This is a genomic window from Dysgonomonas mossii (assembly GCF_004569505.1).
Classification (GTDB): domain Bacteria; phylum Bacteroidota; class Bacteroidia; order Bacteroidales; family Dysgonomonadaceae; genus Dysgonomonas.
The window spans coordinates 1136682-1161396 of sequence record NZ_SPPK01000001.1 but is presented as its reverse complement, the minus strand read 5'-3'; the positions used below and the strand labels follow the sequence as shown (position 1 = coordinate 1161396).

21 protein-coding genes, 3 tRNA genes and 1 pseudogene are annotated in these 24715 nt (G+C 32.9%); 16 read left to right on the top strand and 9 right to left on the bottom strand.

The genetic code is table 11. The features are described from left to right. Positions 1-54 precede the first annotated feature (54 nt). Positions 55-363 (top strand): hypothetical protein, encoded by a 309-nt coding sequence (locus E4T88_RS04920; RefSeq protein WP_135104341.1) that lies wholly within the window; start codon positions 55-57, stop codon positions 361-363. A gap of 82 nt (positions 364-445) precedes the next feature. On the opposite strand, the gene E4T88_RS04915 is transcribed toward E4T88_RS04920, so the two are convergent. Beyond that, on the bottom strand, positions 446-775 hold the full coding sequence (locus tag E4T88_RS04915) for a YnfA family protein (protein WP_135104340.1): 330 nt from the start codon (positions 773-775) through the stop codon (positions 446-448). A gap of 165 nt (positions 776-940) precedes the next feature. Continuing rightward, positions 941-1762 carry a hypothetical protein gene (locus E4T88_RS04910; RefSeq protein WP_135104339.1) on the bottom strand — a complete coding sequence of 274 codons (822 nt, stop codon included), beginning with the start codon at positions 1760-1762 and terminating at the stop codon, positions 941-943. Between the two features lie 823 nt (positions 1763-2585). Here E4T88_RS04910 and E4T88_RS04905 point away from each other — a divergent pair. Continuing rightward, a complete protein-coding gene (locus E4T88_RS04905) occupies positions 2586-3650 on the top strand; it encodes a type I restriction endonuclease (protein ID WP_135104338.1) in 1065 nt (354 codons plus the stop codon). A gap of 76 nt (positions 3651-3726) precedes the next feature. Continuing rightward, on the top strand, positions 3727-4317 hold the full coding sequence (locus tag E4T88_RS04900; protein WP_135104337.1) for a DUF4352 domain-containing protein: 591 nt from the start codon (positions 3727-3729) through the stop codon (positions 4315-4317). A gap of 223 nt (positions 4318-4540) precedes the next feature. On the opposite strand, the gene E4T88_RS04895 is transcribed toward E4T88_RS04900, so the two are convergent. The 5 genes from E4T88_RS04895 to metN form a co-directional block, all read right to left on the bottom strand. Continuing rightward, positions 4541-4622: transfer RNA gene (locus tag E4T88_RS04895), tRNA-Leu, on the bottom strand. A 9-nt stretch (positions 4623-4631) separates the two neighbouring features. Beyond that, positions 4632-4704: transfer RNA gene (locus E4T88_RS04890), tRNA-Gly, on the bottom strand. Between the two features lie 104 nt (positions 4705-4808). Further along, on the bottom strand, positions 4809-5177 hold the full coding sequence (locus E4T88_RS04885; protein WP_135104336.1) for a rhodanese-like domain-containing protein: 369 nt from the start codon (positions 5175-5177) through the stop codon (positions 4809-4811). Between the two features lie 51 nt (positions 5178-5228). Continuing rightward, positions 5229-5870: a methionine ABC transporter permease MetI gene (gene metI, locus E4T88_RS04880; protein ID WP_228093728.1), complete on the bottom strand. Its 642-nt coding sequence runs from the start codon at positions 5868-5870 to the stop codon at positions 5229-5231. Between the two features lie 4 nt (positions 5871-5874). Continuing rightward, positions 5875-6906: a methionine ABC transporter ATP-binding protein MetN gene (gene metN, locus E4T88_RS04875; protein ID WP_135104334.1), complete on the bottom strand. Its 1032-nt coding sequence runs from the start codon at positions 6904-6906 to the stop codon at positions 5875-5877. A 453-nt stretch (positions 6907-7359) separates the two neighbouring features. Between metN and metQ the strand changes: the two genes are divergently transcribed. Beyond that, positions 7360-8163 (top strand): methionine ABC transporter substrate-binding lipoprotein MetQ, encoded by an 804-nt coding sequence (gene metQ, locus E4T88_RS04870; protein WP_135104333.1) that lies wholly within the window; start codon positions 7360-7362, stop codon positions 8161-8163. 143 nt (positions 8164-8306) lie between these two features. Here the strand turns inward: metQ and E4T88_RS04865 are convergent. Continuing rightward, positions 8307-8380 (bottom strand) — tRNA-Thr (locus E4T88_RS04865). Between the two features lie 273 nt (positions 8381-8653). Between E4T88_RS04865 and pepT the strand changes: the two genes are divergently transcribed. From pepT to E4T88_RS04840, 7 genes and pseudogenes are all read left to right on the top strand, one after another. After that, entirely contained in the window at positions 8654-9874 is a 1221-nt protein-coding gene (pepT, locus tag E4T88_RS04860; protein ID WP_135104332.1) for a peptidase T, read from the top strand. A 174-nt stretch (positions 9875-10048) separates the two neighbouring features. Further along, a complete protein-coding gene (gcvT, locus tag E4T88_RS04855; protein ID WP_135104331.1) occupies positions 10049-11146 on the top strand; it encodes a glycine cleavage system aminomethyltransferase GcvT in 1098 nt (365 codons plus the stop codon). Positions 11147-11281: 135 nt separating this feature from the next. Then, positions 11282-11956 (top strand): neutral zinc metallopeptidase, encoded by a 675-nt coding sequence (locus E4T88_RS04850; protein ID WP_135104330.1) that lies wholly within the window; start codon positions 11282-11284, stop codon positions 11954-11956. A gap of 354 nt (positions 11957-12310) precedes the next feature. Beyond that, positions 12311-13666 carry a PAS domain-containing protein gene (locus tag E4T88_RS18240; RefSeq protein ID WP_228093726.1) on the top strand — a complete coding sequence of 452 codons (1356 nt, stop codon included), beginning with the start codon at positions 12311-12313 and terminating at the stop codon, positions 13664-13666. Then, positions 13647-13871: pseudogene (locus tag E4T88_RS18235) on the top strand (PAS domain-containing protein); the annotation flags it as partial. The gene E4T88_RS18240 and the pseudogene E4T88_RS18235, both read left to right, overlap by 20 nt. Before the next feature lie 21 nt (positions 13872-13892). Further along, positions 13893-15059 (top strand): ATP-binding response regulator, encoded by a 1167-nt coding sequence (locus tag E4T88_RS18230; protein ID WP_260393671.1) that lies wholly within the window; start codon positions 13893-13895, stop codon positions 15057-15059. A gap of 13 nt (positions 15060-15072) precedes the next feature. Further along, on the top strand, positions 15073-16128 hold the full coding sequence (locus tag E4T88_RS04840) for an endonuclease/exonuclease/phosphatase family protein (protein WP_135104329.1): 1056 nt from the start codon (positions 15073-15075) through the stop codon (positions 16126-16128). Here the strand turns inward: E4T88_RS04840 and E4T88_RS04835 are convergent. Continuing rightward, entirely contained in the window at positions 16125-17255 is a 1131-nt protein-coding gene (locus E4T88_RS04835) for a hybrid sensor histidine kinase/response regulator (protein WP_135104328.1), read from the bottom strand. The two genes, E4T88_RS04840 and E4T88_RS04835, sit on opposite strands and share 4 nt — an antisense overlap. A gap of 373 nt (positions 17256-17628) precedes the next feature. Here E4T88_RS04835 and E4T88_RS04830 point away from each other — a divergent pair, with 373 nt between their 5' ends. The 5 genes from E4T88_RS04830 (at position 17629) to E4T88_RS04810 (ending at position 24496) form a co-directional block, all read left to right on the top strand. Then, positions 17629-19968, top strand: a complete 2340-nt coding sequence (locus E4T88_RS04830; protein WP_135104327.1) for an LruC domain-containing protein — start codon at positions 17629-17631, stop codon at positions 19966-19968. 120 nt (positions 19969-20088) lie between these two features. Beyond that, a complete protein-coding gene (locus E4T88_RS04825) occupies positions 20089-20454 on the top strand; it encodes a response regulator (protein WP_185146729.1) in 366 nt (121 codons plus the stop codon). Beyond that, the gene (locus tag E4T88_RS04820; RefSeq protein WP_135104325.1) at positions 20451-21602 is read left to right on the top strand and encodes a sugar transferase; all 1152 of its coding nucleotides are present in this window, start codon (positions 20451-20453) and stop codon (positions 21600-21602) included. Before E4T88_RS04825 ends, E4T88_RS04820 begins: the two co-directional genes overlap by 4 nt. Before the next feature lie 32 nt (positions 21603-21634). Further along, positions 21635-22366 carry a TolC family protein gene (locus E4T88_RS04815; RefSeq protein WP_135104324.1) on the top strand — a complete coding sequence of 244 codons (732 nt, stop codon included), beginning with the start codon at positions 21635-21637 and terminating at the stop codon, positions 22364-22366. A 6-nt stretch (positions 22367-22372) separates the two neighbouring features. Further along, entirely contained in the window at positions 22373-24496 is a 2124-nt protein-coding gene (locus tag E4T88_RS04810) for a GumC family protein (protein WP_135104323.1), read from the top strand. Positions 24497-24715: the final 219 nt, after the last annotated feature.

Here is a 24715-nt window from a genome sequence, read left to right as displayed (position 1 = left end):
TTTTACTTAACTTTATATCATATAACAGGTTTAATACACAAAACACTCAATGCTATGGACGTAAAAGAAATTCAAGATAGTTATATGGAAAATTATAAGAAACTTAACGAGTCTTATAATAATCTTAATATTGCAGATTTAGTAAATGATATTAACAAAGCGATATCCTCTTCCGATATTGAAAGTGTAAATACCTACTTCAATAAAATTTCGGAATGGAATGAGAATGTATCAAAATTACAAGGAGCAAGAATAGCTATAATTACTCAATATAAGTTTCTAAAACTCCCCTCTGTATCGGAATTATCAATTGTGTTTGATTTTGTAAACAAAGAATGGAAGTTTAATACTGACCCGGAATAGTTATCATTTTTACTTTTATATCTAAATAGCGTGTATTCTTTTAGCCAACAACAAAAAGAATACAATAATCGACTAGCATTTATTATTCGCGAGGAGAATAATAGATAATACAAACACCGATCAATGCAACCAGTGCTCCGATAATATCATATTTAGTAGGAATATATTTATCAAACACAAATGCCCAAAGAAGAGACAAAACGATGAAAAAGCCGCCATACGTTGCATAAACTTTTGCGAAATTAGACTCCTGAAAAGTAGCAACTATACCGTATGCGATCATAATAGCTCCACCAAGAATTCCATACCATAGAGGCTTGTCTTCTCTTATTGATAACCAAATAAGATATCCACCACCAATTTCGCATATACCGGCAAGAATAAATATACAAACAGACCTTAAAATATCCATAGATTTTTCATTTAAACAAGACAAAAGTATCAATTTATTTAAGAGAAACAGTCATCAGATTCTTCTGGAGTACTAAAACAACGTTCTCTATAACAATATAAGATATTCCCTTAATAAAAAAGGACAACAAATGTTGTCCTTGTATAATTAAAGAATAAATTAAAATTAAAAATATACCCCCATAACCTTGGCTTCTTGGTATTCCACTCTAAAATCACTTTCCGGTAAGGGTGGCGTTCCACAAAACGTCATATTAGGAACATGATATTTAACCGGATATCCATTTTCATTGTAAGTATGGGTTATTTTAAAGGTGGTAGGTGTTTGCTCTTTTCCATTCTCATCTAAAAAAGATACTTGTATTTGAGTATAATTATTATAAATAAGAGTAGCGTCCAGCATAGTCACCAAAAACCACTGAGGTGTATTCACAGAGCTATATATACCATTATGAACATCATAGGTGTATGAATAATAATTGTTGCTAAAGTCGTTCTTTATCAAATTACCCTTCTGATCGTATTGGTAATTATATTCTATCGATGCATCTCTGTTATTTGCATAATATTGCTTCATTTTCAACACCCTGCCTTTTGTATCAATGTCAATGTATCGTGTATAGTATTTATCTTGCACTACTATATGTGATCCCTCATAAGTTATTGTATAAGTATAACTTTCGCCTTCTGAGGATTCCTGTGTAGCTTTATCTACACGCCCCAATGCATCGTATTGTATTTTAAGTTCGCTGATCTTAGATAGATTCTTATCTAATTTAGAAAAATAACTACAACTTATAAGGCGATTGTAATAGTCGTATACGAACACTTTCTGACCACCATTCTTTTCTCCGGAGATTTTTACCGGCAATAATTGAGCAGAAGTTCCACCCGGAAAATTCTGTATGCTGTTATCATCCGAGCATGCTACAAATAATAAACAGACCAGCACAAGACATAATTTAAAATACGAGCTTATGTTTTTCATTATAATATATATAAGGGTTACTACTTCTCTTTATAATATATAGATGATTGTCTTCTATTAAAAGTTGCATGCGAAAGTAAAATTCACAGCTCCCTCATAAATAATTATTTAGCAAATACTTAATAAAATTTTAATCGAAATGAAATAATCATATAATACATTTGAGTAAACAAAAAAAATTTATGCTATGGATATTAATGCTGTTAATTTGGTTATGCTGAGTGTAGTGGTGGTATCCTACCTTGCCTTTCTAGTTTATTGTATCTTAAATAATTTATTTAAAGGGAAGAGGAATTGAATCTTTTATTAAAGTCTATTCTATTTACTTCACGAAGAAATTATGCTACTCCTTTTTCACTTCATATTTTGTAAATAAATATTTATAGAATCCCTCTGACTCTTTTTTAGTTTCGGGTACTAGCGCCAAAATGTTTATTTTAAATAAATTTTTCTTAAATTTATTTGATTTATATTTTCCTTTTATCTACTTTTGAAAAAGGACTAAACACCTTGATATAAAAAGGTTATATCATCAAGATCCAAACATGAAGACATTGTTAATCCTAAAAAATTAATTCTTTATAAGTGAAAGGTTAATTGGTAAAATCCATTTGATTTGAATTATTTTTATAGATAATTCAATTTATCAAGTAAATAATTAATCAAAGCTTTAGACTCGGATCAGACTTCTTGACATTCCTTAAATCTATTTTCAGAATATATTGATTTTATTATAGACTTAAACAAAATGAGAAAACTATTTTAATTTAGAACAAAACATCTAATAGCTCATTTTTAAGATTAATTTTAAACAAATGATACCATGGACTTCAAAGATCAAATCAAACAGCTTTCAGACAGAGCCGAAAAACTAAAAGACAGCCTCCAAACAGAAGAAGCAACTAAAAATGCTTTAATTATGCCTTTTCTTCAAGCAATGGGTTATGATGTGTTCAATCCATTAGAAGTAATGCCAGAGTTTACTTGTGATATAGGAACTAAGAAGGGAGAAAAGATAGATTATGCTATATTCAGAGATAATCAGCCTGTCGTTTTAGTAGAGTGCAAGCACTGGAAGCAAGATCTGACATTACATGACAATCAGTTGTTGCGTTACTTCCATGTATCAAATGCTAAATTCGGGTTATTGACTAATGGAATAGTCTACAAGTTCTATACAGACCTTGAAACTCCTAATAAAATGGACGAGAAGCCATTTCTTGAAATCAATTTATTTGATCTCAAAAGTAACACAGTCGAGGAATTAAAAAAATTCCATAAAACATATTTTGATGTTGATAATATATTGAGCTCTGCAAGTGAATTAAAATACACAAGTCAGTTGAAAATGGTTATTAACAACGAATTCTCAAATCCGAGCCCTGAGTTTGTTAAATTATTTGCAAAACAGGTTTATGATGGTGTTATCACCCCTAAGCTATTAGAACAATTTACATCTCTAGTCAAAAAATCTATTTCAGGTTTAATTAGTGATATTATTTCAGATCGTCTGAAAACGGCTTTAAAAACAGAAGTTGCCCAAGAAGAGCAACCCGAACAACCAGAATCACTAATTGTTGAAGATAAAAACAATGGTATAGTTACTACAGAAGAAGAATTAGAAGGCTTCATGTTGATTAAGGCTATACTTCGAGAAGTTGTAAATGTATCGAGAATAACATATAGGGATGCTCAAACTTACTTTGCAATAATATTTGATAATAATAATCGAAAACCTATAGTCCGATTGTATTTTAACTCACCTACAAATAAATACATCGTAACTTTTGATAAAGAAAAAAAGGAAACAAGGCACAATATATCTTCTTTAGATGATATATACCAATATGCCAATGAAATAAAAGAAGTAGTTAAAAACTATATATAAAAGAAATGAAAGAAAAGAGAATCTGAGATAATACACTTAAAATCGGAGTCAAAAAACGATACTCTAATAAATTATTATGAAAAAGACAAGTGATAATAAACTAGAAAGTAAAAGAAAAGCATTAAACATTGGGTGTTTATTTGTGACTTTAGGTTTAATTATAATATTAGTTTTTGTGATTTTGATTAATGGAGACAACCCAAAGAGAGATACAGAGAAATTATCAGATATAGAGCAATCTACGAATTCTGAAAATGCATCAACCACCAATAAAGAAATTTCATCCAAAAGCATTGTTTTACCTAAGATAAATGAATCTGTTATTACAGGAAAATTTAAATTTACAATAACGAAGATTGCCTATGACAGAAAAAATAAGGATAGAACTCTTGTCTTGTTGGTTTACATCACATATCAAAACACTTCAAATAATCAAGCAGTTATTGAATATAATTATTTTGATCTTATCGATGAGAAGGGTGCTATATATGCGGCATCAAATAGCCTGAATCTTGATTTAGCTGCATCAGGAAATGGTATATACTTTGATGAGTGCAATCCAAATATTGTAAAAAAAGGAGTAATAGCATTTGAAGTTCCAGCTAAAAACAAATATTTCATTTCAGTCTCTGATGGTGATGATGCATCAGTAATTGATTTAAATTAAAACTTGAATTGTCTTTAACTTTTAGAAACTTTTTCAAGTAATTGAACGGTTAAGAATATTGTAAATTATACATTTCAAAGAAAGACGATATTGTTTTTACATTTATTGTTAAAGGTAAAAAACGACAAAATATTTACATTTTAGTTTTTATACGTAAATAAATAAATTCCAATAACATAGGCCTATAATCTATTGAATATAGGCCTATTAACATTTAAATCTGTGCGCATGAAGGGACTCGAACCCCCACGACCGTAGGTCACTGCCACCTGAAGACAGCGCGGCTACCATTACGCCACATGCGCATTTTTTCGAGCGAAAAACGGGGCTCGAACCCGCGACCCCAACCTTGGGAAGGTTGTGCTCTACCAACTGAGCTACTTTCGCAATCGGTGTTGTAAAATTAGTATATTTTCTGAACTCTGACCAAAAATAAGAATACTATTTTACACCTTAATTCTTATTTTTTATCAGGACGAAAACTTCCCGTGCTACTCTTCTTCCCGAGCTTCTAAAATAGCCTTTAGATGTTCCCATCCACCACCATTATATACATTCGTAAAACCAGCCTCTTCAAACTCAGCTTTGGCTTTAGCACTTCGTCTGCCACTTCGACAGATCACAATTACTTTCTCATAATGTTTCAAACTCTCGATAGAATCACCGAGTATCTGTAAGGGAATATTTATAGACGATCCAATATGCCCTTCATCATACTCTTCTACCGTACGCACATCAACAATCACAGTACCTTTACGTGCAGCCAATGATCTTAATGTATCTGTATCGGCTATCTGCGCATCAATAGAAAGAGATACCAGACTAAGAATAATTGTAAATAAAAAATAAGATAGTTTCATTTTCTAATTAAAATTGTGAATATTATTTATATTCCCAAAAGAGCAAAGTGATTATCTATGGTCAAACTTCTTAGAAATATAATTACCTGTATATTGGATTATAAACACTAATATTACGAGCAACGCTAAAACTATATTCATTATTTCCAGATTATAACCAACATAGCCATATTGGTAACCAATTTGTCCCAATCCTCCGGCTCCCACAGCACCACCCATAGCAGAATAACCGACAAGCATTATTAACGTTATAGATACACAATTAACAATTGACGGTAATGCTTCTGGTAATAAAACCTTTTTCACAATCTGAAGTGGAGTTGCACCCATCGATCGAGAAGCCTCTATCAAACCACTCGGCACATCGATAAGGCTATTTTCTATCATTCGGGCAACAAAAGGAGCAGCACCAATACTCAATGGAACAAGTGCGGCTAAAACCCCTATTGATGTACCTACCAATGCACGAGTGAAAGGAATCATCCATACAATAAGAATAATAAAAGGAATGGCTCTAAAGATATTTATGAATGTTGATAGGATATTATGCAATATCATATTTTCTTTTATCTGCCCTTTACGTGTTATATACAGCCAAACCCCAAGCGGTAATCCAAGCAAAAAACTAAAAAAGCCTGACACAAGGGTCATGACGATTGTTTCACCTGTACCTTTTAACAATAAATCGATCATCTCACTAGACATATCCTAAAGCACTTACGTTTATATTCTTACTCTTTAAATACTCAACAGCTAATACTTCATTTTCTGGCAAGCCGTGTAATTCTATCAGCATACCCCCAAACTTAACACCTTTTATATGATCTATTTGAGCACATACAATATTACTATTGACCTCATACAACTTCGCAATATCCGATAGCACTGCATTTGCTTCAGACTGTCCCGAGATTTCTAATCGAATAAGCATATGTTTATTATCCATAAATTGCTCTGTCAGCCGATCTGAATAATTAGAAGGAATATGCAGTCTTATAGAAGAATCAATAAAGTATTTGGTCAATTCATTTTTAGGATGTGAAAAGATCTCAGTGATCAGCCCTTGCTCTATCAACTCACCCTTGTTGAGGACAGCGACTTCATCACAAATCGTTTTTACAACTTCCATTTCATGTGTGATCAACAATATTGTAATATTCATCTTCTTATTAATATCTTTCAACAAAGAAAGAATCGAATAAGTGGTTGCCGGATCTAATGCACTGGTTGCTTCGTCACACAAAAGTATTTGAGGATTATTAGCTAAAGCGCGCGCAATAGCAACACGCTGTTTCTGGCCACCCGAAAGTTTTGCAGGATAATCATCAGCTTTGTTTTCTAAGCCAACAAGAGCCAACAACTCCAAAATCCGCTGCTTAATTAATTCCTTAGGAGTTTTATTCAACTTTAGAGGAAATGCTATATTTTCAAATACTGTAGCGGAAGATAGCAAGTTGAAGTGTTGAAATATCATACCGATCTTCCTTCGGGTAGCAATAAGCTCCGAAGAAGACAAAGTCAGCATATCCTGTCCATCAATATATATTTCACCTGAAGTGGGACGTTCTAATAAGTTTACACAGCGGATTAACGTACTTTTGCCTGCACCCGACTCTCCTATTATACCAAATATCTTGCCTTTAGGAACAGTAAGGGATATATTCGACAGAGCAGTAGAAGACGCATTTTTTCCCTGAAAAATCTTTGTTACATTCTTTATTTCAATCATCTAAATATATAGATTGTTTCTTTTAATTATTTTGCCAAAAGTACACAATCCAAGCTATTTTATAAAATTATATTTTCAATATTCACCTTTGTTCTTTACAAACCACAAAATTAACGATATCGCTTATACAATAAATACCTCATTTATGGTATTTATGATTAAATGGAAGCCTTATACTTTTACAGAGAGTATACAGGTCATAAGTTTTTTATTATAATAAGATTCTTTACTTTTGTATTAAGCAATTGGTAAAAAACAATGCTGTATTTGTTGTATTGCAAGAAACTCTGTGTTACTCTTTTTACTCTGTGTTAAAAGAAATGGATAAGAGCAAATGCGACAATAATTCCTTATTATAACTTAGATAAAATTTGCAGGTTATTATTTTATCATTGAAGACAAATAATACTAACCTGCTCATTATTTTAATAATTTAGAAAATATAATATCAGTATGAAGAAAATAAATGGATTGATTACTATATGTGCATCCCTTATACTACTCACATCTTGCGGAAACAAAAAAAATAACGACCCAAATCATATTAAGGTAGGGGTATCTTCAGGCCCTGAATACGTAATAGCCGAAGCGGCTAAAAAAGTAGCGAAAGAAAAATACGGACTAGAAGTAGAATTAGTACAATTCAGTGATTATGTAATGCCAAACACAGCATTAGATCAAGGGGATATAGAAGCCAATGTATTCCAAACAAAGCCTTTTTTAGAAGAACAAACTACGAACCGTGGATATAAATTTGCCATCGTAGGTAATACGTTTGTATATCCAATGGCAGCATATTCAAAAAAAATAAAAAGTTTGGAAGAGTTGAAAGATGGAAGTGCAGTAGTGATCCCGAATGATGCATCAAACAATAGCAGAGCATTGCTATTATTACAAAAGGCGGGATTGATAAAACTCAAAGATGGTGCAACCTCTCCACGACTAGTTGATATAATAGAAAATCCTAAAAATCTGGAGATATTAGAACTAGAAGCACCACAACTACCTAGAGTCTTAGATGACGCAAAAGTGTCTTTATCTATCATCAACAATAATTTTGCAGGACAAGCAGGACTGTTACTTAAAGACGCTGTTTTTGCAGAAGATAAGGAGTCTCCTTATGTCAATCTGATTGTGACCCGAGAAGAAAATAAAGATAGTGACAAAATCAAAAAGTTTGTAGAATCGTATCAATCAGAAGAGGTAGAAAAAGTTGCTGCTGATGTGTTTAAAGGCGGAGCCGTAAAAGGTTGGTAATTCAGTATATCAAAAAGCAGAATTTACGTACTTCCAATAATAATAAAACAGGGTTAGAAATTCTAACCCTGTTTTATTATTATATTGAAGATAAAAAATAGTTATAAACAAAAAGACTATCCAAATTGGATAGTCTTTTTCTGAGCCTCTTGTCGGATTCGAACCAACGACCCCGAGATTACAAATCACGTGCTCTGGCCAACTGAGCTAAAGAGGCAGATGGGTAAGCTTACTATATCGCGTCGCTACAACCGACGGCCCTTGCTGCGATCAAACCCTGGGGGATTAATCGGGAGCTGACCGTATAGGACTTACCCGCGACAAAAGTAGATAAATTTTTCATATTCACAAAATATGATTTCAATTTTTTCCTTTGATTTCCTTTTACTACATTTGTATGAAACTCTTTTGTAGAAAGAAAATACTAGATATCAAAGCGTTAACAAATTTGATTTTTCAATAAAAATATTATAAAAAATAAATAGAGAATATGACAGTAGTAGATCGTTTCTTGAAGTATGTAAAATTTGACACAGAATCAAGCACTGAAACAGGTACAACACCAAGTACTCCCGGACAAATGGTTCTAGCCCGTGAACTCGAAAAAGAGTTGCATGAAATGGGTTTAGAAGATATATCTTTGGATGAGAAGGGGTATATTATGGCAACTCTTCCGGCTAATACAGATAAAGAAGTGCCAACCATAGGGTTCGTTGCGCACATGGATACTAGCCCCGATTTAACGGGTAAAGATGTAAATCCACAGATTGTAAAAAATTATGACGGAAAAGATATTATATTAAATAAAGATCTTAATATAGTTTTATCTCCTAACGATTTTCCTGAGATGCAAGACTATGTAGGTCAGGATTTGATAGTAACTGATGGTAAAACACTATTAGGTGCGGATGATAAAGCCGGGATAGCCGAGATATTGACTGCAATCAAATACTTGAAAGATCATCCGGAAATCAAGCATGGAAAAATCCGAATAGGATTTACACCTGATGAAGAAATTGGTGCAGGAGCTGACTATTTTGATGTTGAAAAATTTGGCTGCGAATGGGCTTATACGATGGATGGTGGACCTATTGGCGAACTAGAGTACGAAAATTTTAATGCTGCCGGCGTAAAAATTAATATACAGGGACGAAGCGTTCATCCCGGATATGCGAAAGACAAGATGGTTAATGCATTGGTAGTAGCCAACAAACTAGTCTCTCTCCTACCCTCAAATGAACGCCCCGAGCATACTACCGGATATGAAGGGTTCTTCCATTTGACTAATATATCGGGAACAGTAGATGCTGCAACCGTAGGTTATATAATACGTGACCACGATCGTGAAATATTCGAAAAGCGCAAACAAATAATGTTAGACACTATTGCTTTCATCAATAAACTATACCCCGATAGTACTACTGTAGAAATAAAAGACCAATATTATAATATGCGCGAGAAGGTTGAACCGGTAAAGCATGTGGTTGATTTAGCTTTCGAAGCAATGACTGCTGTAGGCGTTACCCCTATTGTAAAACCTATCCGGGGAGGAACAGATGGTGCACGTCTATCATTTATGGGGTTGCCTTGTCCGAATATCTTTGCAGGTGGGCATAACTTCCACGGACGTTACGAATTTATACCTATCCAATCGATGGAAAAAGCTGTACAGGTGATCGTTAAAATTGCAGAATTGGTAACGAGTAAATAAATTGCTGTTTATATAGATAAGTGTATTCATTTTTTAATGTGAATAAAATTATCTATATTATATGAAAATACACTATAAATAATAAAAAGTAACAAGTAAAACCTATATTATTATGTGTTACTTTTGTTACTTTTTAGTAATATTGAACACTAATAACGAAATATATAATAAGTAATGAAAAAAACTCCATTTACAGACATCCACATTGCTCTTGGCGCTAAGATGCATGAATTTGCGGGCTATAACATGCCAATCGAATATTCAGGTATTATAGATGAACATATGACCGTCTGCAAAGGCGTGGGAGTATTTGATGTATCTCATATGGGCGAGATATGGGTAAAAGGATCCAGAGCTCTTCCTTTTTTACAGAGAATGTTAAGCAATGATGTTGCCACTCTTGAAATAGGTAAAGCCCAGTATACTGCCATCATTAACGATCAGGGTGGAATAGTAGATGATATAATCATATATCATTACGAACCCGAGAAATACATGTTAGTAGTAAATGCATCGAACATAGAGAAAGACTGGAAATGGTTGACAGATCATAATGAAGAATTGGCTGATCTTGAAAACTCATCAGATACGATAGCCCAATTAGCCATACAGGGACCTAAAGCTTTGGCGACACTTCAAAAGCTAACCAAGATAGATCTAACAATGATTCCTTATTATTCTTTTGTTATTGGTAGTCTTAAGGGATCGGGGCTGGAGAGCGTAATTATATCCAATACAGGATATACCGGAGCAGGAGGTTTTGAGTTATACTTTTACCCTGAATACGGAGAAGATATATGGAATGCTATTTTTGAGGCAGGAGAAGAGTTTGGCATTAAACCGATAGGACTGGGTGCTCGCGATACACTTCGCCTCGAGATGGGATTTTGCCTCTATGGAAACGATCTGGATGATACAACTACTCCTATCGAGGCCGGATTAGGTTGGATTACCAAATTTACAGAAGGAAAGAATTTCACTGCTCGCGAAATACTTGAAAAACAAAAGCAGGAAGGCGTAAATCGGAAATTGTGTGGATTCAAGATGCTTGAAAAAGGAATTCCACGTCAAGGCTACGATATCGTAAACGAAAATAATGAAAAAATAGGAATAGTCACTTCGGGTACAATGTCGCCAACTTCGAAAATAGGGGTAGGATTAGGTTATGTAAAACCGGAATATGCTAAGCTGGGAACTCCTATTTTTATTAAAGTACGAGAAAAGAATTTGAAAGCAGAGGTAGTAAAACCGCCATTCAGGAAATTGGATTAATCCAATAAGACTTTTTCTTCGCATGATGCAGCAGCAAGAGATACAGACAGAGGCAAAGGAAGATTTAAACAATCTCTTTGTTTTATACGTTTGTATTTATAATGTATACTCGAGCAACATCTAAGAATACAAAATATGAGATTGGATGGCAGAAGGACTAGTGGCAATGTAGATGACCGTCGAGGAAAAAGGTCTTCGGGTAAAATTTCTTTAGGCATTGGCGGAACAATCATAATTGGTTTCATTATTGGGCTTGCTGGCGGTACCCCTATGGAATTCATGACTCAGCAAGCAACCGATATAATATCGCCGGAGAAAATCTATGTGTCATCTGCCCAAGAGGAATCTGCTGCTACTTTTGCAAAAACAATATTGTGCGATACAGAAGATGTATGGGCTGACATATTTGCTCAGAATAGACTAAAATATATAGTTCCCGAAGGAGGTCATCACGTACAGTACTTGATAGGTACGTTGCAAAAAAGACAACAAAAGCAACAGTTGACCGAAAAAGAAAGTAACGAGCTTAACGTTAGGCTTGAACTACAAGCTGAATTTTATGCCGAAGTATGGGTCTGTCACGATAATGAAAACTTCAATTCGCTTGAAGACGGTGATATAGAAGAAGGACTGAATGCAGCCTCGCAGATTGGAGACGACCGCTTGCAAATACAATCGCAAGGATACACGGTTCCCGACACCTCCAATCACGGAGCCTCTGCTCAACGTATACGTTGGTTGAAGAAAGGACTCCAAACAGGGAATATAAAAGAAGGAAACACCTTTGATATCCCCTATAAACAGTTATAACATAGAAACGAGGATTAAGCGTAGTAATTAGTTTCTTTTTTATAATTATAAACATGAAGTAAGCCTAAAATTTGCCCTAAATAGACAGAAAGTTTTATACTTCATTGTTATACTTTTACAAAAAACAAATATAAATCAGTAACACATGAGAAAAGCTAAATAAAGTTTTGATCATACTATATTCCACGTTATTTGATTGATATTTTAAATTTACAAAACCAATTTTGGATAAAATATATAGTGGCAAAACAGTTGAGACCACTAAACCATTATACCCTTATTGGTGTTGTTATAATCATCTTTTTTTGATAGTATTTATAAATATAGTTTCCTCTTTTTAATACACTATATACAATGGATATAAAGTATAGACAATATTCCAAGGATGAATTGATACAGCGCATAAAAGATCTGGAATATGACAATTTTGCATTACAGAAAGAATTAATAAACAAATATGTAGGGAATGTATCCTATAGTAATACGGAGGAGACCAATGTTAATCTGTTGCATGATAGAGAAAGAGCCTTTGAAATATTACTAAAAACCTGTGATTCGCTTTTTTTATTCCGCTACGACGGAACCTGTGTAGATTGCATTATAAAATCAAATCACTGGTTTCTAAAATCGGAACAAATTGTAGGGCAAAATATTTTTGATATACTCCCCGAAGAAACGGCATTAAATTTTAAAGCTCATTTTGATGATGTTGTAACAAATGGAGGAACTTCAAGCCTTAACTATGATCTTCCTTTAAAAAGAAACACCATATATTTCAAATGTATCATACAACTTTATGAAAAGGAGTTTGTACTTTGTCAATATCGTGATATAACTCAGCGAAGCCAGATGAAAAAGAGGTTGGATAACGCCAACCGAAAGCTAAAAGAAACGCAAAAAATAGCAAAAATAGGACATTGGAAATATAACCCTCAAGTAGGAATGTTGTATTATTCCGGATTTGGAAATATATTCTCTATAGTTGAAGAGGAAGCGATTATATCTATTGATGAATATTCTTCTAAAATACATCCGGCCGACAAAGAAGCATTTATAGATTATCTGAACGGCAGGATTTACAACGGTAAATACCTGGACTATAGACGAGTTTATACGAAAGACAATTACTCGATTGTATCTTATATAAGAACGCAAATCACCAGTGTATACGAATATAAAGGCGAAACAATCATAGAAGGGTACGTACAAAATATAGACGATGTTATAAAAAATCGTTGGGAATATGAAACAGTAAACTTCATGAATAATGTGACAAGCGATCATGTTTTTGGAGTTTATATGGAAGATGGCCAACTAATATTTGCCAATCAACAATTTTTACTTCACAATAATATATCAAAAGATAAAGATATTTCCGATTATAAAATATCAGATCTCAAACAACTTAGCACAGAACAATGGGAGCTTATTCTAAAAAATCTGGAATCGAATGAAAGCTATAAGTATAATATAATTTACACAGATAGTGAGACTGAAAAGACTTCTTACTTTGACTGTATCTCGTATTTGACGAGAGATACTTTCGGCACAAAATTTATATGGAGTTACTGGTCAAATACCACAAAACAGAAATACGCTGAGATTGAAAGTAAAAACACACGTAATCTCATGAATATGGTTTTAGATAATATGCCTATTTCTGTATTCATTAAAAACCCTTTGAACGACTATAGATATATATTGGAATAAGATATCAACACAATTTTACCTCGTTCAAAATGATGATTTTTCCGATAAAACGGACTTTGATATTTTCCCCAAAGAAGTAGCTGAAAAATATCGGACTGAAGACATAGGAGTATTTGAAACCGGAGTTCCTCAAAGAGTATTTCAAGAATTTGTAGATAATGATGGAAATATCCGATATGTTGATATACTCAAAATACGATTAAACAGCGAAACGGATAATTCTTCTTTGGTAATAGGTTTAGGTTGGGATATTACAGAACTCAAAAAAATAGAAAAAGAGCTTACAACAGCAAAGTTGAAGGCAGAGCAGTTAGACAAACTCAAATCTGCATTTCTATCTAATATGAGTCATGAAATACGCACACCTTTGAATGCGATATTAGGATTCTCTCGCATTATAGCAGAAACCGATGATCAGGAAAAACGAAATTATTATTTTAATTTCGTTGAGTCCAATAGTGGTCGCTTATTAGCCTTAGTGAATGAAATTTTAGACTTCTCGAAAATAGAATCCGGCATTGTAGAATTTGAACCCGAAGACTTTGATTTTGGCATGTTATGTCTGGAGATATATGAAACATACGCATCTCAATGCCATCCCGAAACAGAACTTATCTATAATAATATAGGAACAGAATTATGGATACGATCCGATAGAAACAGAATACACCAAGTTCTATCAAACCTTATTATTAATGCTCAAAAATTCACGAAGAAAGGATATATAAAGTATGGATTTGAGGTAATAGACAATAAGATCAAAGTTTATGTAAATGATACCGGAATCGGAATAATAGAGGATCAATTAGATAAAATATTCGAACGATTTATGCAAGTTGACAGCAATGCTATTGGAACCGGATTGGGCTTAGCGATTTGTCGTTCTATAGTAGAGCGTCTTGGTGGAGAAATATCGGTTAAATCAGAATTAGAAAAAGGATCTTGTTTCACTTTTACATTGCCGTATGAACCTACAAAAAACGGGGAAGCAGAAAAAAATAATACCGATAATTCGGTCAAGAATTATTCTTTCGATCAGAATTGCACGATCTTAGTTGCCGACGATGATGACAATAGTTATCAACTGATAGATGCAATGATAGGAGAAGAGTATGCTTTGCTACAAGGGCTAGATGGAGTGGAGGCTGTGAGAATGTTTGAAGAATATAATCCTGATATGATCCTGATGGACTTGAATATGCCAACGCTTAATGGATTTGAAGCAACAAAAATTATCCGTCAAGTTTCTCCTGACATTATCATTATTGCAATTAGTGCTAAAGCTTATGAAAAAGACATAAAAAAAGCAATTGATTCAGGTTGTAATGAGTTTTTAGCAAAGCCAATCTGCAAAGATAAATTAATAGAAACTATTCATAAATATATCATTTAAAAATCTGAATTTAATGGGAAAAGTTGCTGCAATAAAATTAGTAAACTTTTATATTGTTATTTTTAGTCTACTCATTGCAGGCACTACAATTGTAGGTGTCCTCTCCCCATTCTTTGACCCTAGAGATTATAGTATTATTCCTTTTATAGGACTAATATTACCTGTAATTTTAATCCTCAATGTACTAAACTGCTTATACTTACTCATTACTAAAAGATTTATCATCGCATCTATTATTGCTATCACCTTCTGTATAGGCTTTCTTGGTGCCGGCTACAAACTTCCTAACTCTTCCCCAAAAGTAGATCTAGAAGGAAAGAATATACGGGTAATGACATTTAATATAAGTGAAAATAAGGCTAAGAATGATAGTTATGGCAATCTACATCAAATAGTAGAGTTTGTAAAAACAGAAAATGTAGACATTTTTTGTATCCAAGAATATCCTAATAATAAGGAAATAGGAGACTCTCTGAGAAAATGTCTTAGCTTTTTACCTTATTATACCTTCTCCGAAAATGGAAGTGATTATTTAAAAGTAGCAATTTTTTCACGCTATCCAATACAAAACATAAAGCCTATATTATTCAACAATAGCAATAACAGCGCCATTGCAACAGACTTGCTGGTTGAAGACAAAACGATACGATTAATCAGTGCCCATCTACAGACGACAAACTTCAATCAGAAAAGAATAGGTTCGATATGGAACACTCCAAACTCATTGCATAAGACGATAAGTAAAATGAATGTAAACCAAAGAATACGGGCATCTCAGGCTAATCTTATCAGAGAAGAAATTTGCTCGAGTACCATGCCTATTATATTTTGTGGAGATATGAATGATACCCCAACCTCATATGCATACAAGACCATAAAAAAAGATCTACAAGATGGATTTAAAGAATGTGGAAACGGCATTGGGCATACTTATAAAGGTTTATTAAATATGCTACGGATTGATTATATCTTATATTCAAAAGAAATTACAGGAATAAAATATGATTCACCGAAGAAAGCTTATAGCGATCATAATCCCGTTATCATGGATTTAGTATTAAACTATTAATTGTTTATTTCTTTGGGAAGAGAAAAGAAAAATGTAGACCCCACTCCTTCTTTCGATTCAAACCATAGTCTGCCATTATTCTTCTGAACAAATTCCAATGTCAACAGCAGTCCCAAACCGAAACCTTCTTCCTGAGCTGTTCCATAGCTTGTATAATGAGTGCCGACATTAAGTAGTTTTTGCTGATTTGCCTCACTTATACCACATCCGTTATCAGATACAGATACAATATACTCATCATCAGTTTCTTTTATTTCTACTTTAATTACTCCTCCTTCATAACTAAACTTAATGGCATTGCTGATTAAGTTCCGCGTACAACTTTTCAACATATCTATATCTGAAAAAATATTCGCAGATTTAACCTCTGTATTAAATTCTATTTTAATATTCTTGATACTGGCAACATTCATAAAAACATCCGTAGTACCTTTCACAATAGGGACAAGATCTACACTTTGAGGAATAGCCAATTGCTTACCGATCTGCAATTTAGTCCATTTCAACAAGTTATCTAGGAGGGAAAATATATCTTCGGTTGTTTTATTTGCAAGCTTCAAAAGCTCATATATTGCCGGATCGACTTTATCTTTATCAACGTCATGCATTATTGAATTCATTATCATCATCATCGATGCCATTGGCGAACGTAGGTCATGTGCTATTACCGAATACATTTTGTCCCTATCCAGAATCGTCTTCTTAAGCACATGGGTTCGTTTTACAATTATACGTTTCGCGGCAAGTAATGAGAGTTGATGAATTATACGGGCCATTAATTCTTCCTTATTAAAAGGCTTTGTTATATAATCACTCCCACCTAATCTAAATCCCTTGACAATACTGTCAACATCATTCATCGCAGTTAAAAATATGACAGGAATCTCTCTATATAATGAGTATTTTTTCACCTCTCTTATCACTTCAAAACCATCCATATTAGGCATATTGATATCCAAAAGGATAAGATCAGGCGCATCATTCCGAATTATTTCAATGGCTGCTTGTCCCTCATTTGCTGTAACAACGTTGAATCCCTCCTTATCCAATAACACTTGAAGGAGTAATACATTCGTCATCACATCATCTACCACTAATATTGTATAATCGGAATGATTTATTTTCATTTTAAATAATTAGGTGTTAGTTTTAATAAAAATTTTTTATTGGATATTAGATACAACAAACAAGTGCCTATGAAGTTCACGAAACGGGACATTTTTAAAAGAAAAAGGCGTGTTCACATAAGATAGACATTGAAGACATTACAAACTGAATTATTCAAGAGAATCATAATGTGTTAATTTTTTCTCTTAATGAACTTGAGCGTATTTATTTTTGTTATAGCTATGACCTTAAGATATTTCAATAATATTTTTTGGAAATAAATGACTAATAATAAAGAAAATATATATACTTTTACTCAGTTTTTTATAAAACCATTTATACTATATATAGTTTATATTGAGGACAATCAGAAAACCCCATTTTTATTTAATTATGAAAATCAAATTTGCGTATACAGCATTGCTGTTCATAGCTTTACTAACTAGTTGCAGTGAACAAGATTATTATGACCCTAATTCTCAGGTAATACCTGATGAATTATCAGACTTAACCGTTCCTTCAGGTTTTGACTGGACTACAAGTTCCAATATTAGTCTCAATTTGGATGTGGATGACCAATTCAATGGTTCATATTATTACAAATTACAAGTTTTTAATCAAAACCCCATCATTTCACCAAATGCATCACTTTTGGCAGAAGGCCTAGCTAAGAAAAATGAACCATTTAAAGCTAAGGTTACATATGCTAAGTCTGATAGTATCTTGTATGTCCAAGAAACTGACCCAACAGGAAAAAGATCAGTAAGAGCGATCTATACCTCTAACGCATTAAAGTCAGCTAGCATAGCAACACTAAAATCAGGATCAACTAAAAGTTTAGACATAAATTATACTGCGCCAACAAGAACATATACAACACCATCTAATGCAACCGTTATATCCGGATCATCATATAGCATCAGCTATTCAAGCAATCAATATGTGATACCGGCAGGGCAAACATTTGAAGGGCAAATAAACAATAGTTCTTGGTACGATGCATACGTATATGTGGAAGGAACATGGAAAAACACTTCAACTAATACAGAATTGAATAATTTAAAAATAATTATTCAAGATGGAGGAAAATATATTCCAACACAAACTTCTTCAAACATAAAAGCAAATGGTTCGGCTAAAATTGTTGTAGCTACAACAGGGCAATTCAATCCGGATAAGAAAGAGGTTAATGTGGATATGAATAATGAAAATGGACAAATAGTAAACAACAGTACTGTATTCAACATCAATAACATTTCGAATATAAGAAGTTTGTTTAATTATGGCACAATGTCTGCATCCGGTACATTATCAGCAAATACGAGTAATGTACAGGTTATAAATGAAAGTTCCTTGACTGCTCAGAACTTGTCTATTAACAACAATGCGAATTTTATCAATAAAGGTCAATTTACAGTTAATGGCAATACATTCTTACAGAACTCAATCATCAACAACAATGCTGCATTTACAACTCAGAATATAACTGTTAATGATGCTACAATTGAAAATGGATGTAAATTTATCATTAATGATAAAGGAACTTTCCAGGGCACAACATTAAATACAGCTGCTGAAACATTGTTAAAATGTAACATTTTAGACCTTCAGGGTAATAATAAAATAAATCTTGGATCTTATGCTATAATGAACGTTACCAATGAACTTAAATTCAGTAACTCAGGAACTAGTATAAATGGTCCTACTTCCGACAATAAAGCCTTAGTAAAATTAGAGAAATTTTCAATCACAGAATGGAGACACCCGGCATTTACCGGTTATTTAGAGATAGAGTCATCAAACTATCCTGCAAACTCAGGATCAACAGGGTATGACGTTCCTTCAGATACTAAATATGTTAACTTTGTAAGAAAAGGAGAGTCTACTGTTGACATTGAAGCAACAAGCTGCAACGAGGGTGGAAATATTATTCAAAGAGGAGGTCCCGTTATTATAACATATCCACTAAGCACTACATTAGGAACAACTTATACTTATGCTTTTGAAGATAATTACCCAAGTATTGGTGATTATGACATGAATGACTTTGTTCTGGATATAAATTTAGGATATACATTATCGGCCGCTAATAAAGTTTCAAAAATAGACATTCAAAGTAAAGTAAGAGCTGTTGGCGCTACAAAAAGACTTGCTGCAGCTATTCAGCTAGACGGCGTATTGAAAGGTAATATTAAAAGTATAACAAATTCAAATACAAGCTTCAGTGGTGACGTTTTCTCTATGAGTAATGGTTTGGAAAACGATCAGGATTATGCAGTTATTCCGCTTACAGATAATGCTCATGCATTGTTTGGAGCTAATACTTCTCAGATAATAAATACTAAAGCAGGAGAAACTCATTTTCCGGCTAAAGCTATCACTATTAGCATATCATTCAACGAGCCTATAGATATTTCTAATGTTTCTTTGATCGATATACTAAACGTATTCATTGTCAACGGTGGTTATAATACATCTAATAGGAAGGAAATTCACTTAAGGAATTATGCAGCAACAAAAAAATCGACAGATGTATCTTCTGGAAGAAACTATAGTACATCAGACTTAGTATATGGCATAAGAGTTCCACTATCTTTGAAATATCCATTAGAGTGGGTTCGAATTATCGATGCATATCCTCAATTTAAATCATGGGTATCCTCAAATGGGCAAAATTATCCTAATTGGTATGAAACTTACGAAACAAATAAAGTATATTTATTAGAACAATAGAAAATAATACGAATATCTCAAATTATTTTATTAAATTGAGATATTCGTGAATTTTGGAACAAACTATTTCTATTTTCATATTTATTTGTTTATCCGAAGAATCCCTGATAAAAAAAGGAAATAATGCAAAGAATATTAATTATTGATGATAAAGAAGCTATAGCCAAAGTTATAGCTAACTATTTTAGAGAGGACTATGAATGTATTTATTTTGAGAATCCATTAAAAGCAATTCAATGGTTAGAGCAAAATTCGATACCGGATTTGATTATCCTGGATTTGAGAATGCCTTTCATGACCGGTGAAGAGTTTTTGGCATATATCAAAAAAAATGAGCTCTTTAAATCTATCCCCGTGGTTATCCTTTCTAGTGAAGATAACAGTATCAATCGAATTCGATTATTAGAAAATGGAGCGGAAGATTTTATATTGAAACCCTTTAACCCGATGGAGTTAAAAGTTAGACTAAAAAAAATCCTTAAATGACTTTTATTATATATATAGGTAGTAATAAAGAATATATCAATCATTTTCAAGAGTTATTACAAGAAAATATAGTTATAGTCAAAAATAAAGAAGAGGCTGGTATTATATTGAAAGAATTACCCTCAAATAAAATCCAGCCTCTTTTATATGAAAAAATTAATCCTGATGTAGATAAGGTTAATATTGCATACCTGAAAAAGAAATTCAAAAATCTATATATAATTCTCGTTACCAAAAAAATAGGAAAAGAAGAAACTAGTATATATATAGAGGCAGGAGCAAATAATACTATTTCTCCGTATGCCGATTCAGATGTATTTAAAGCAATCACTAATTTTATATCTAAAAATGAAATTCTGAATAAAAAAGAAAGAAAAGAAAAGAATAAGGTTGATGAAGTATTTACAATACCTAAAGGTAAACGTATATTTGACATAATTATTTCACTTTCAGCTCTTATCGTTCTATCTCCATTCTTGATTTTAATTATGGTCTTAATCAAGCTTGAAAGTAGAGGACCTATTTTATATAAGTCTAAAAGAGTTGGGAGCAACTTTTACATTTTCAATTTCTTGAAATTCCGATCTATGTATATAGATGCCGAGGAGCGCCTCTCTAGTTATCTATCAATGAATCAGTACACCAAAGAATCGAAAGAAAAAACATCGGAAGTAAGCGCAACAAACTCTGATATTATCAATGATGATACGGTACTAGTTTCAGACGATTACGAAATATCAGAACATGAATATCTAAATAAGAAAAAAGAGAAAAAAGATACAACCTTTTTTAAAATAGCACACGACCCCAGAGTCACAAAAATGGGTAGATTTATGAGAAAATATAGTATCGATGAAATCCCCCAACTGATAAATATATTAAAAGGAGATATGTCAATAGTAGGCAATAGACCTTTACCTCTTTATGAAGCAGAACTATTGACCGGAGATGAATATATTGAACGCTTTATAGCTCCGGCAGGATTAACCGGGCTATGGCAAGTAGAAAGGCGCGGAGGAGAGGGCAAGATGTCAGCAGAAGAAAGAAAACAGCTGGATATATATTATGCTCACAATTACTCCATATGGCTTGATTGCAAGATTATTTTTAAAACATTTTTCTCATTTATACAAAAAGAAGATGCTTAACATCTATTAAGCATTTGCAAGTTTTTACATTTATGAAACTAAAACTAGTCATCATTACATTTTTCCTATTCTCTTGTAGTATCTCTCTGCTAGCTCAAGATATAACAGAGTTAAAGCCTAAAGATTATCTAGACTTTCAGCTACCACCGATATCTGTTCTATACGAAAACGCCAAAGCTAGTCCTATTCTCAGCTATTATGAGAAAAAGAAGCAAGCAAATAAAAGTTTGATGGATTCCGAAAAAAAAAGATGGTTGAATTTTATTAAACTAGTTACCAACTATCAATATGGAATAATAGGTAACAATACTACTTTTTCGGATACAAACACACCAATATTTTATCAATACTCTGGTAATAAACAAAGCTGGTATAACTTTGGTGTCTCTGTAGCCATCCCATTAGATGACCTTTTTGATAGAAAGAATAAGGTAAGAAAACAAAGGATGGATATGGAAGCAACAGAGTTTGAGAAAGAAAAATGGTATGATGAACAAAAAATCCGTATAGCAACAATGTACAGTCTTGCTATGAGAGACTTAGCATTAATAAGAATCAAATCTGAAGCTCTACTATTTACTGAAGCTCAATTGAAGCTAAGCGAAGACGATTTTATTAATGGTAAGATATCTGTTCAAGACCTTGGGCGACAAAAATCTGCATATACAACAGCAGCATCAGAATATGAGGTAACCAAAGCAGATTTAAACTCCTCTCTACTTCAACTTGAGATATTGGCAAAAACTAAAATTATATCTAAATAAAAGAATATGCAACAAATAAGATGTGTATATACGTTCATCAATAAAATAAAATGGTGGTTGTTGATTGTACCGTTGCTAATATCTGGTTTAGTTATTTTATATACGAGAAATCTCAACCTCGAGTATGGTGTAGAAACTACCATTTTTACCGGAGTTGTCTCCGGTTATGGACTAGACCCTGAACAACCAACAACACAAAACTGGAATATCTTAAATAACACTTTAGAAAATATAATAAATATTGTAACTTCTAAAGAAACATTGAAAGATGTTGCACTCAGGCTTTATGTACAAGATATGATACATGGTAATGCGGAAAAAGATAATACTTACATCAAAGCCTCCAATTACAGGAAACTTTTAAGTATAACCCCGAAAGAAGTCCAGGCCCTTATAGATAAAAAATCAGAAGAAAAAACGCTCGAAAATATTCTTGCTTACGAAAAGTCTGATCCTACGAATTTTATATATGGATTACTAAATTGGCATCATCCACACTATAGTTATGAGGCATTAAGCAAGATCTCGGTAAAGAAACTGGGAAGCAGTGATATGCTACAAATAACATATTCGGCAAATGATCCGGGCATAGCATACAATACTTTGGTAATACTAAATCAAGCGTATGAGAAAAAGTATCAGGATATCCAGTTCGGAACAACCAATAATGTTATTCTTTATCTGGAAAAAGAACTTGCTAAAGTTAGTGCGGAACTTAAAAACGGAGAAGATTCTCTAACTAATTACAATATCGAGAACCGTGTTATTAACTACGATGAACAAACAAAACAGGTAGCAGCTTATGATAAAGATATTCAGTTGATATATCAGGATGCCTTGCTCAGATACAGTAGCTCTAAGGCATTAATTGCTCATCTTGAAAGTAAGATAGCCGAAAACTTAGCATCAATAAAAAACAACTCTGAGTTTGTCGCCAAACTCAATACGATATCTCAATTACGCAGTAAAATTGCAGAGATAGAACCATTCTACAAAGATACTCTGGTTAGTCCTACAAATCAAAGACAGATTAACCGGTATAAGGCCGATCTAAAAACGGCGGAAGGTGACCTTCATGTAATTATGAATACATTGAGTAATCAAAAATATACAAAGGATGGCTACCCTACATCAAATTTTGTATCTCAATGGCTTGACGAAGTATTGAAAAATGAAAAAGCTTCTGCAGAACTTGCAGTATTGGAAAGGAGACGCTCAGAATTAGATCAGGAATATCTTCATTTCTCACCAATAGGCTCTACAATAAAGCGGAAAGAAAGAAGTATCGACTTTCTAGAACGTTCTTATCTATCAATTTTATCAAGCCTTAATACGGCTCGATTAAGATTAAAAAGCTTAGAAATGAACTCAGCTTCATTGAAAGTACTCAATGAGCCTACATTTCCACTATTGTCAAAGCCAACAAAAAGAAAAGCTATCGTTTTAGGATCTTATGTCTCCAGTTTTATATTTATACTTGGACTATTCTTATTAAAAGAATTATTTGACAGGAGATTATTGGATAAAATGCGAACTGAACACATTACTTTAGGTAAAGTGTTAGCAGTATTTCCAGAAGAAGGAAAATTAGGTAAAAGAATATTCAGAAAATCTTATGAAGAAACCTGTATACTCCTATTAGGAAATAACTTATTAAATTACTTCGCATCTGAAAAGCCTAGTATAATAAACTTCTTCAGTATCTCTCCAGGGGTTCAAAAAACATATATAGCAAATGCTTTATCGGATTATTGGAAAAGCATAGGTTTATCCGTAAAAAATATTGATTGGAAGAAAGATTTCTCTAACTCTTCAAAAAGCTATCTATTAGTCAACAAATTATCCGATCTGGATATAGATGTAGTTAATAACGATGTCGTGATTGTTGAATATCCTTCAATAAAAGAAAATCCAATACCTAAAAACTTGTTACAGACAGCTACTTTTAATTTGATATTACTCGACGCAAAAAAACAATGGACAGGAAGCGATCAATTAATTTTTGATGAAATAACAAGACTTTCAAAAGAAGTTCCGATTATGATTCTATTAACAAATGTAAGTCATACAGTAGTAGAAAATATAACCGGGCTAAAACCTCTTAAAAAAGAACTCGAAGCCAATAATTAATACATCAGCTAGTAATGAGCAAAGTCTCAGATATATATTCCAAATGTTATGATAAATATTTTTATCTAGGGCTATTTCTTGGACTACTGACAATATTAGGGATAACAATATATACAACAAATTTTATTAGCGGAATATTATTCGCATGCATTCCAATAGCATGCCTCATTTTATTCTTTTTTTTTAAGTTTCCTCATTCGCTTCTAATTACTCTATTCA

What these genes read in the sequence shown, in the direction of transcription:
- E4T88_RS04920 (WP_135104341.1), top strand. Translation starts at nt 55, where the DNA reads ATGGACGTAAAAGAAATTCAAGATAGTTATATGGAAAATTATAAGAAA.
- E4T88_RS04915 (WP_135104340.1), bottom strand. Translation starts at nt 775, where the DNA reads ATGGATATTTTAAGGTCTGTTTGTATATTTATTCTTGCCGGTATATGC.
- E4T88_RS04910 (WP_135104339.1), bottom strand. Translation starts at nt 1,762, where the DNA reads ATGAAAAACATAAGCTCGTATTTTAAATTATGTCTTGTGCTGGTCTGT.
- E4T88_RS04905 (WP_135104338.1), top strand. Translation starts at nt 2,586, where the DNA reads ATGGACTTCAAAGATCAAATCAAACAGCTTTCAGACAGAGCCGAAAAA.
- E4T88_RS04900 (WP_135104337.1), top strand. Translation starts at nt 3,727, where the DNA reads ATGAAAAAGACAAGTGATAATAAACTAGAAAGTAAAAGAAAAGCATTA.
- E4T88_RS04885 (WP_135104336.1), bottom strand. Translation starts at nt 5,177, where the DNA reads ATGAAACTATCTTATTTTTTATTTACAATTATTCTTAGTCTGGTATCT.
- metI (WP_228093728.1), bottom strand. Translation starts at nt 5,870, where the DNA reads ATGATCGATTTATTGTTAAAAGGTACAGGTGAAACAATCGTCATGACC.
- metN (WP_135104334.1), bottom strand. Translation starts at nt 6,906, where the DNA reads ATGATTGAAATAAAGAATGTAACAAAGATTTTTCAGGGAAAAAATGCG.
- metQ (WP_135104333.1), top strand. Translation starts at nt 7,360, where the DNA reads ATGAAGAAAATAAATGGATTGATTACTATATGTGCATCCCTTATACTA.
- pepT (WP_135104332.1), top strand. Translation starts at nt 8,654, where the DNA reads ATGACAGTAGTAGATCGTTTCTTGAAGTATGTAAAATTTGACACAGAA.
- gcvT (WP_135104331.1), top strand. Translation starts at nt 10,049, where the DNA reads ATGAAAAAAACTCCATTTACAGACATCCACATTGCTCTTGGCGCTAAG.
- E4T88_RS04850 (WP_135104330.1), top strand. Translation starts at nt 11,282, where the DNA reads ATGAGATTGGATGGCAGAAGGACTAGTGGCAATGTAGATGACCGTCGA.
- E4T88_RS18240 (WP_228093726.1), top strand. Translation starts at nt 12,311, where the DNA reads ATGGATATAAAGTATAGACAATATTCCAAGGATGAATTGATACAGCGC.
- E4T88_RS04840 (WP_135104329.1), top strand. Translation starts at nt 15,073, where the DNA reads ATGGGAAAAGTTGCTGCAATAAAATTAGTAAACTTTTATATTGTTATT.
- E4T88_RS04835 (WP_135104328.1), bottom strand. Translation starts at nt 17,255, where the DNA reads ATGAAAATAAATCATTCCGATTATACAATATTAGTGGTAGATGATGTG.
- E4T88_RS04830 (WP_135104327.1), top strand. Translation starts at nt 17,629, where the DNA reads ATGAAAATCAAATTTGCGTATACAGCATTGCTGTTCATAGCTTTACTA.
- E4T88_RS04820 (WP_135104325.1), top strand. Translation starts at nt 20,451, where the DNA reads ATGACTTTTATTATATATATAGGTAGTAATAAAGAATATATCAATCAT.
- E4T88_RS04815 (WP_135104324.1), top strand. Translation starts at nt 21,635, where the DNA reads ATGAAACTAAAACTAGTCATCATTACATTTTTCCTATTCTCTTGTAGT.
- E4T88_RS04810 (WP_135104323.1), top strand. Translation starts at nt 22,373, where the DNA reads ATGCAACAAATAAGATGTGTATATACGTTCATCAATAAAATAAAATGG.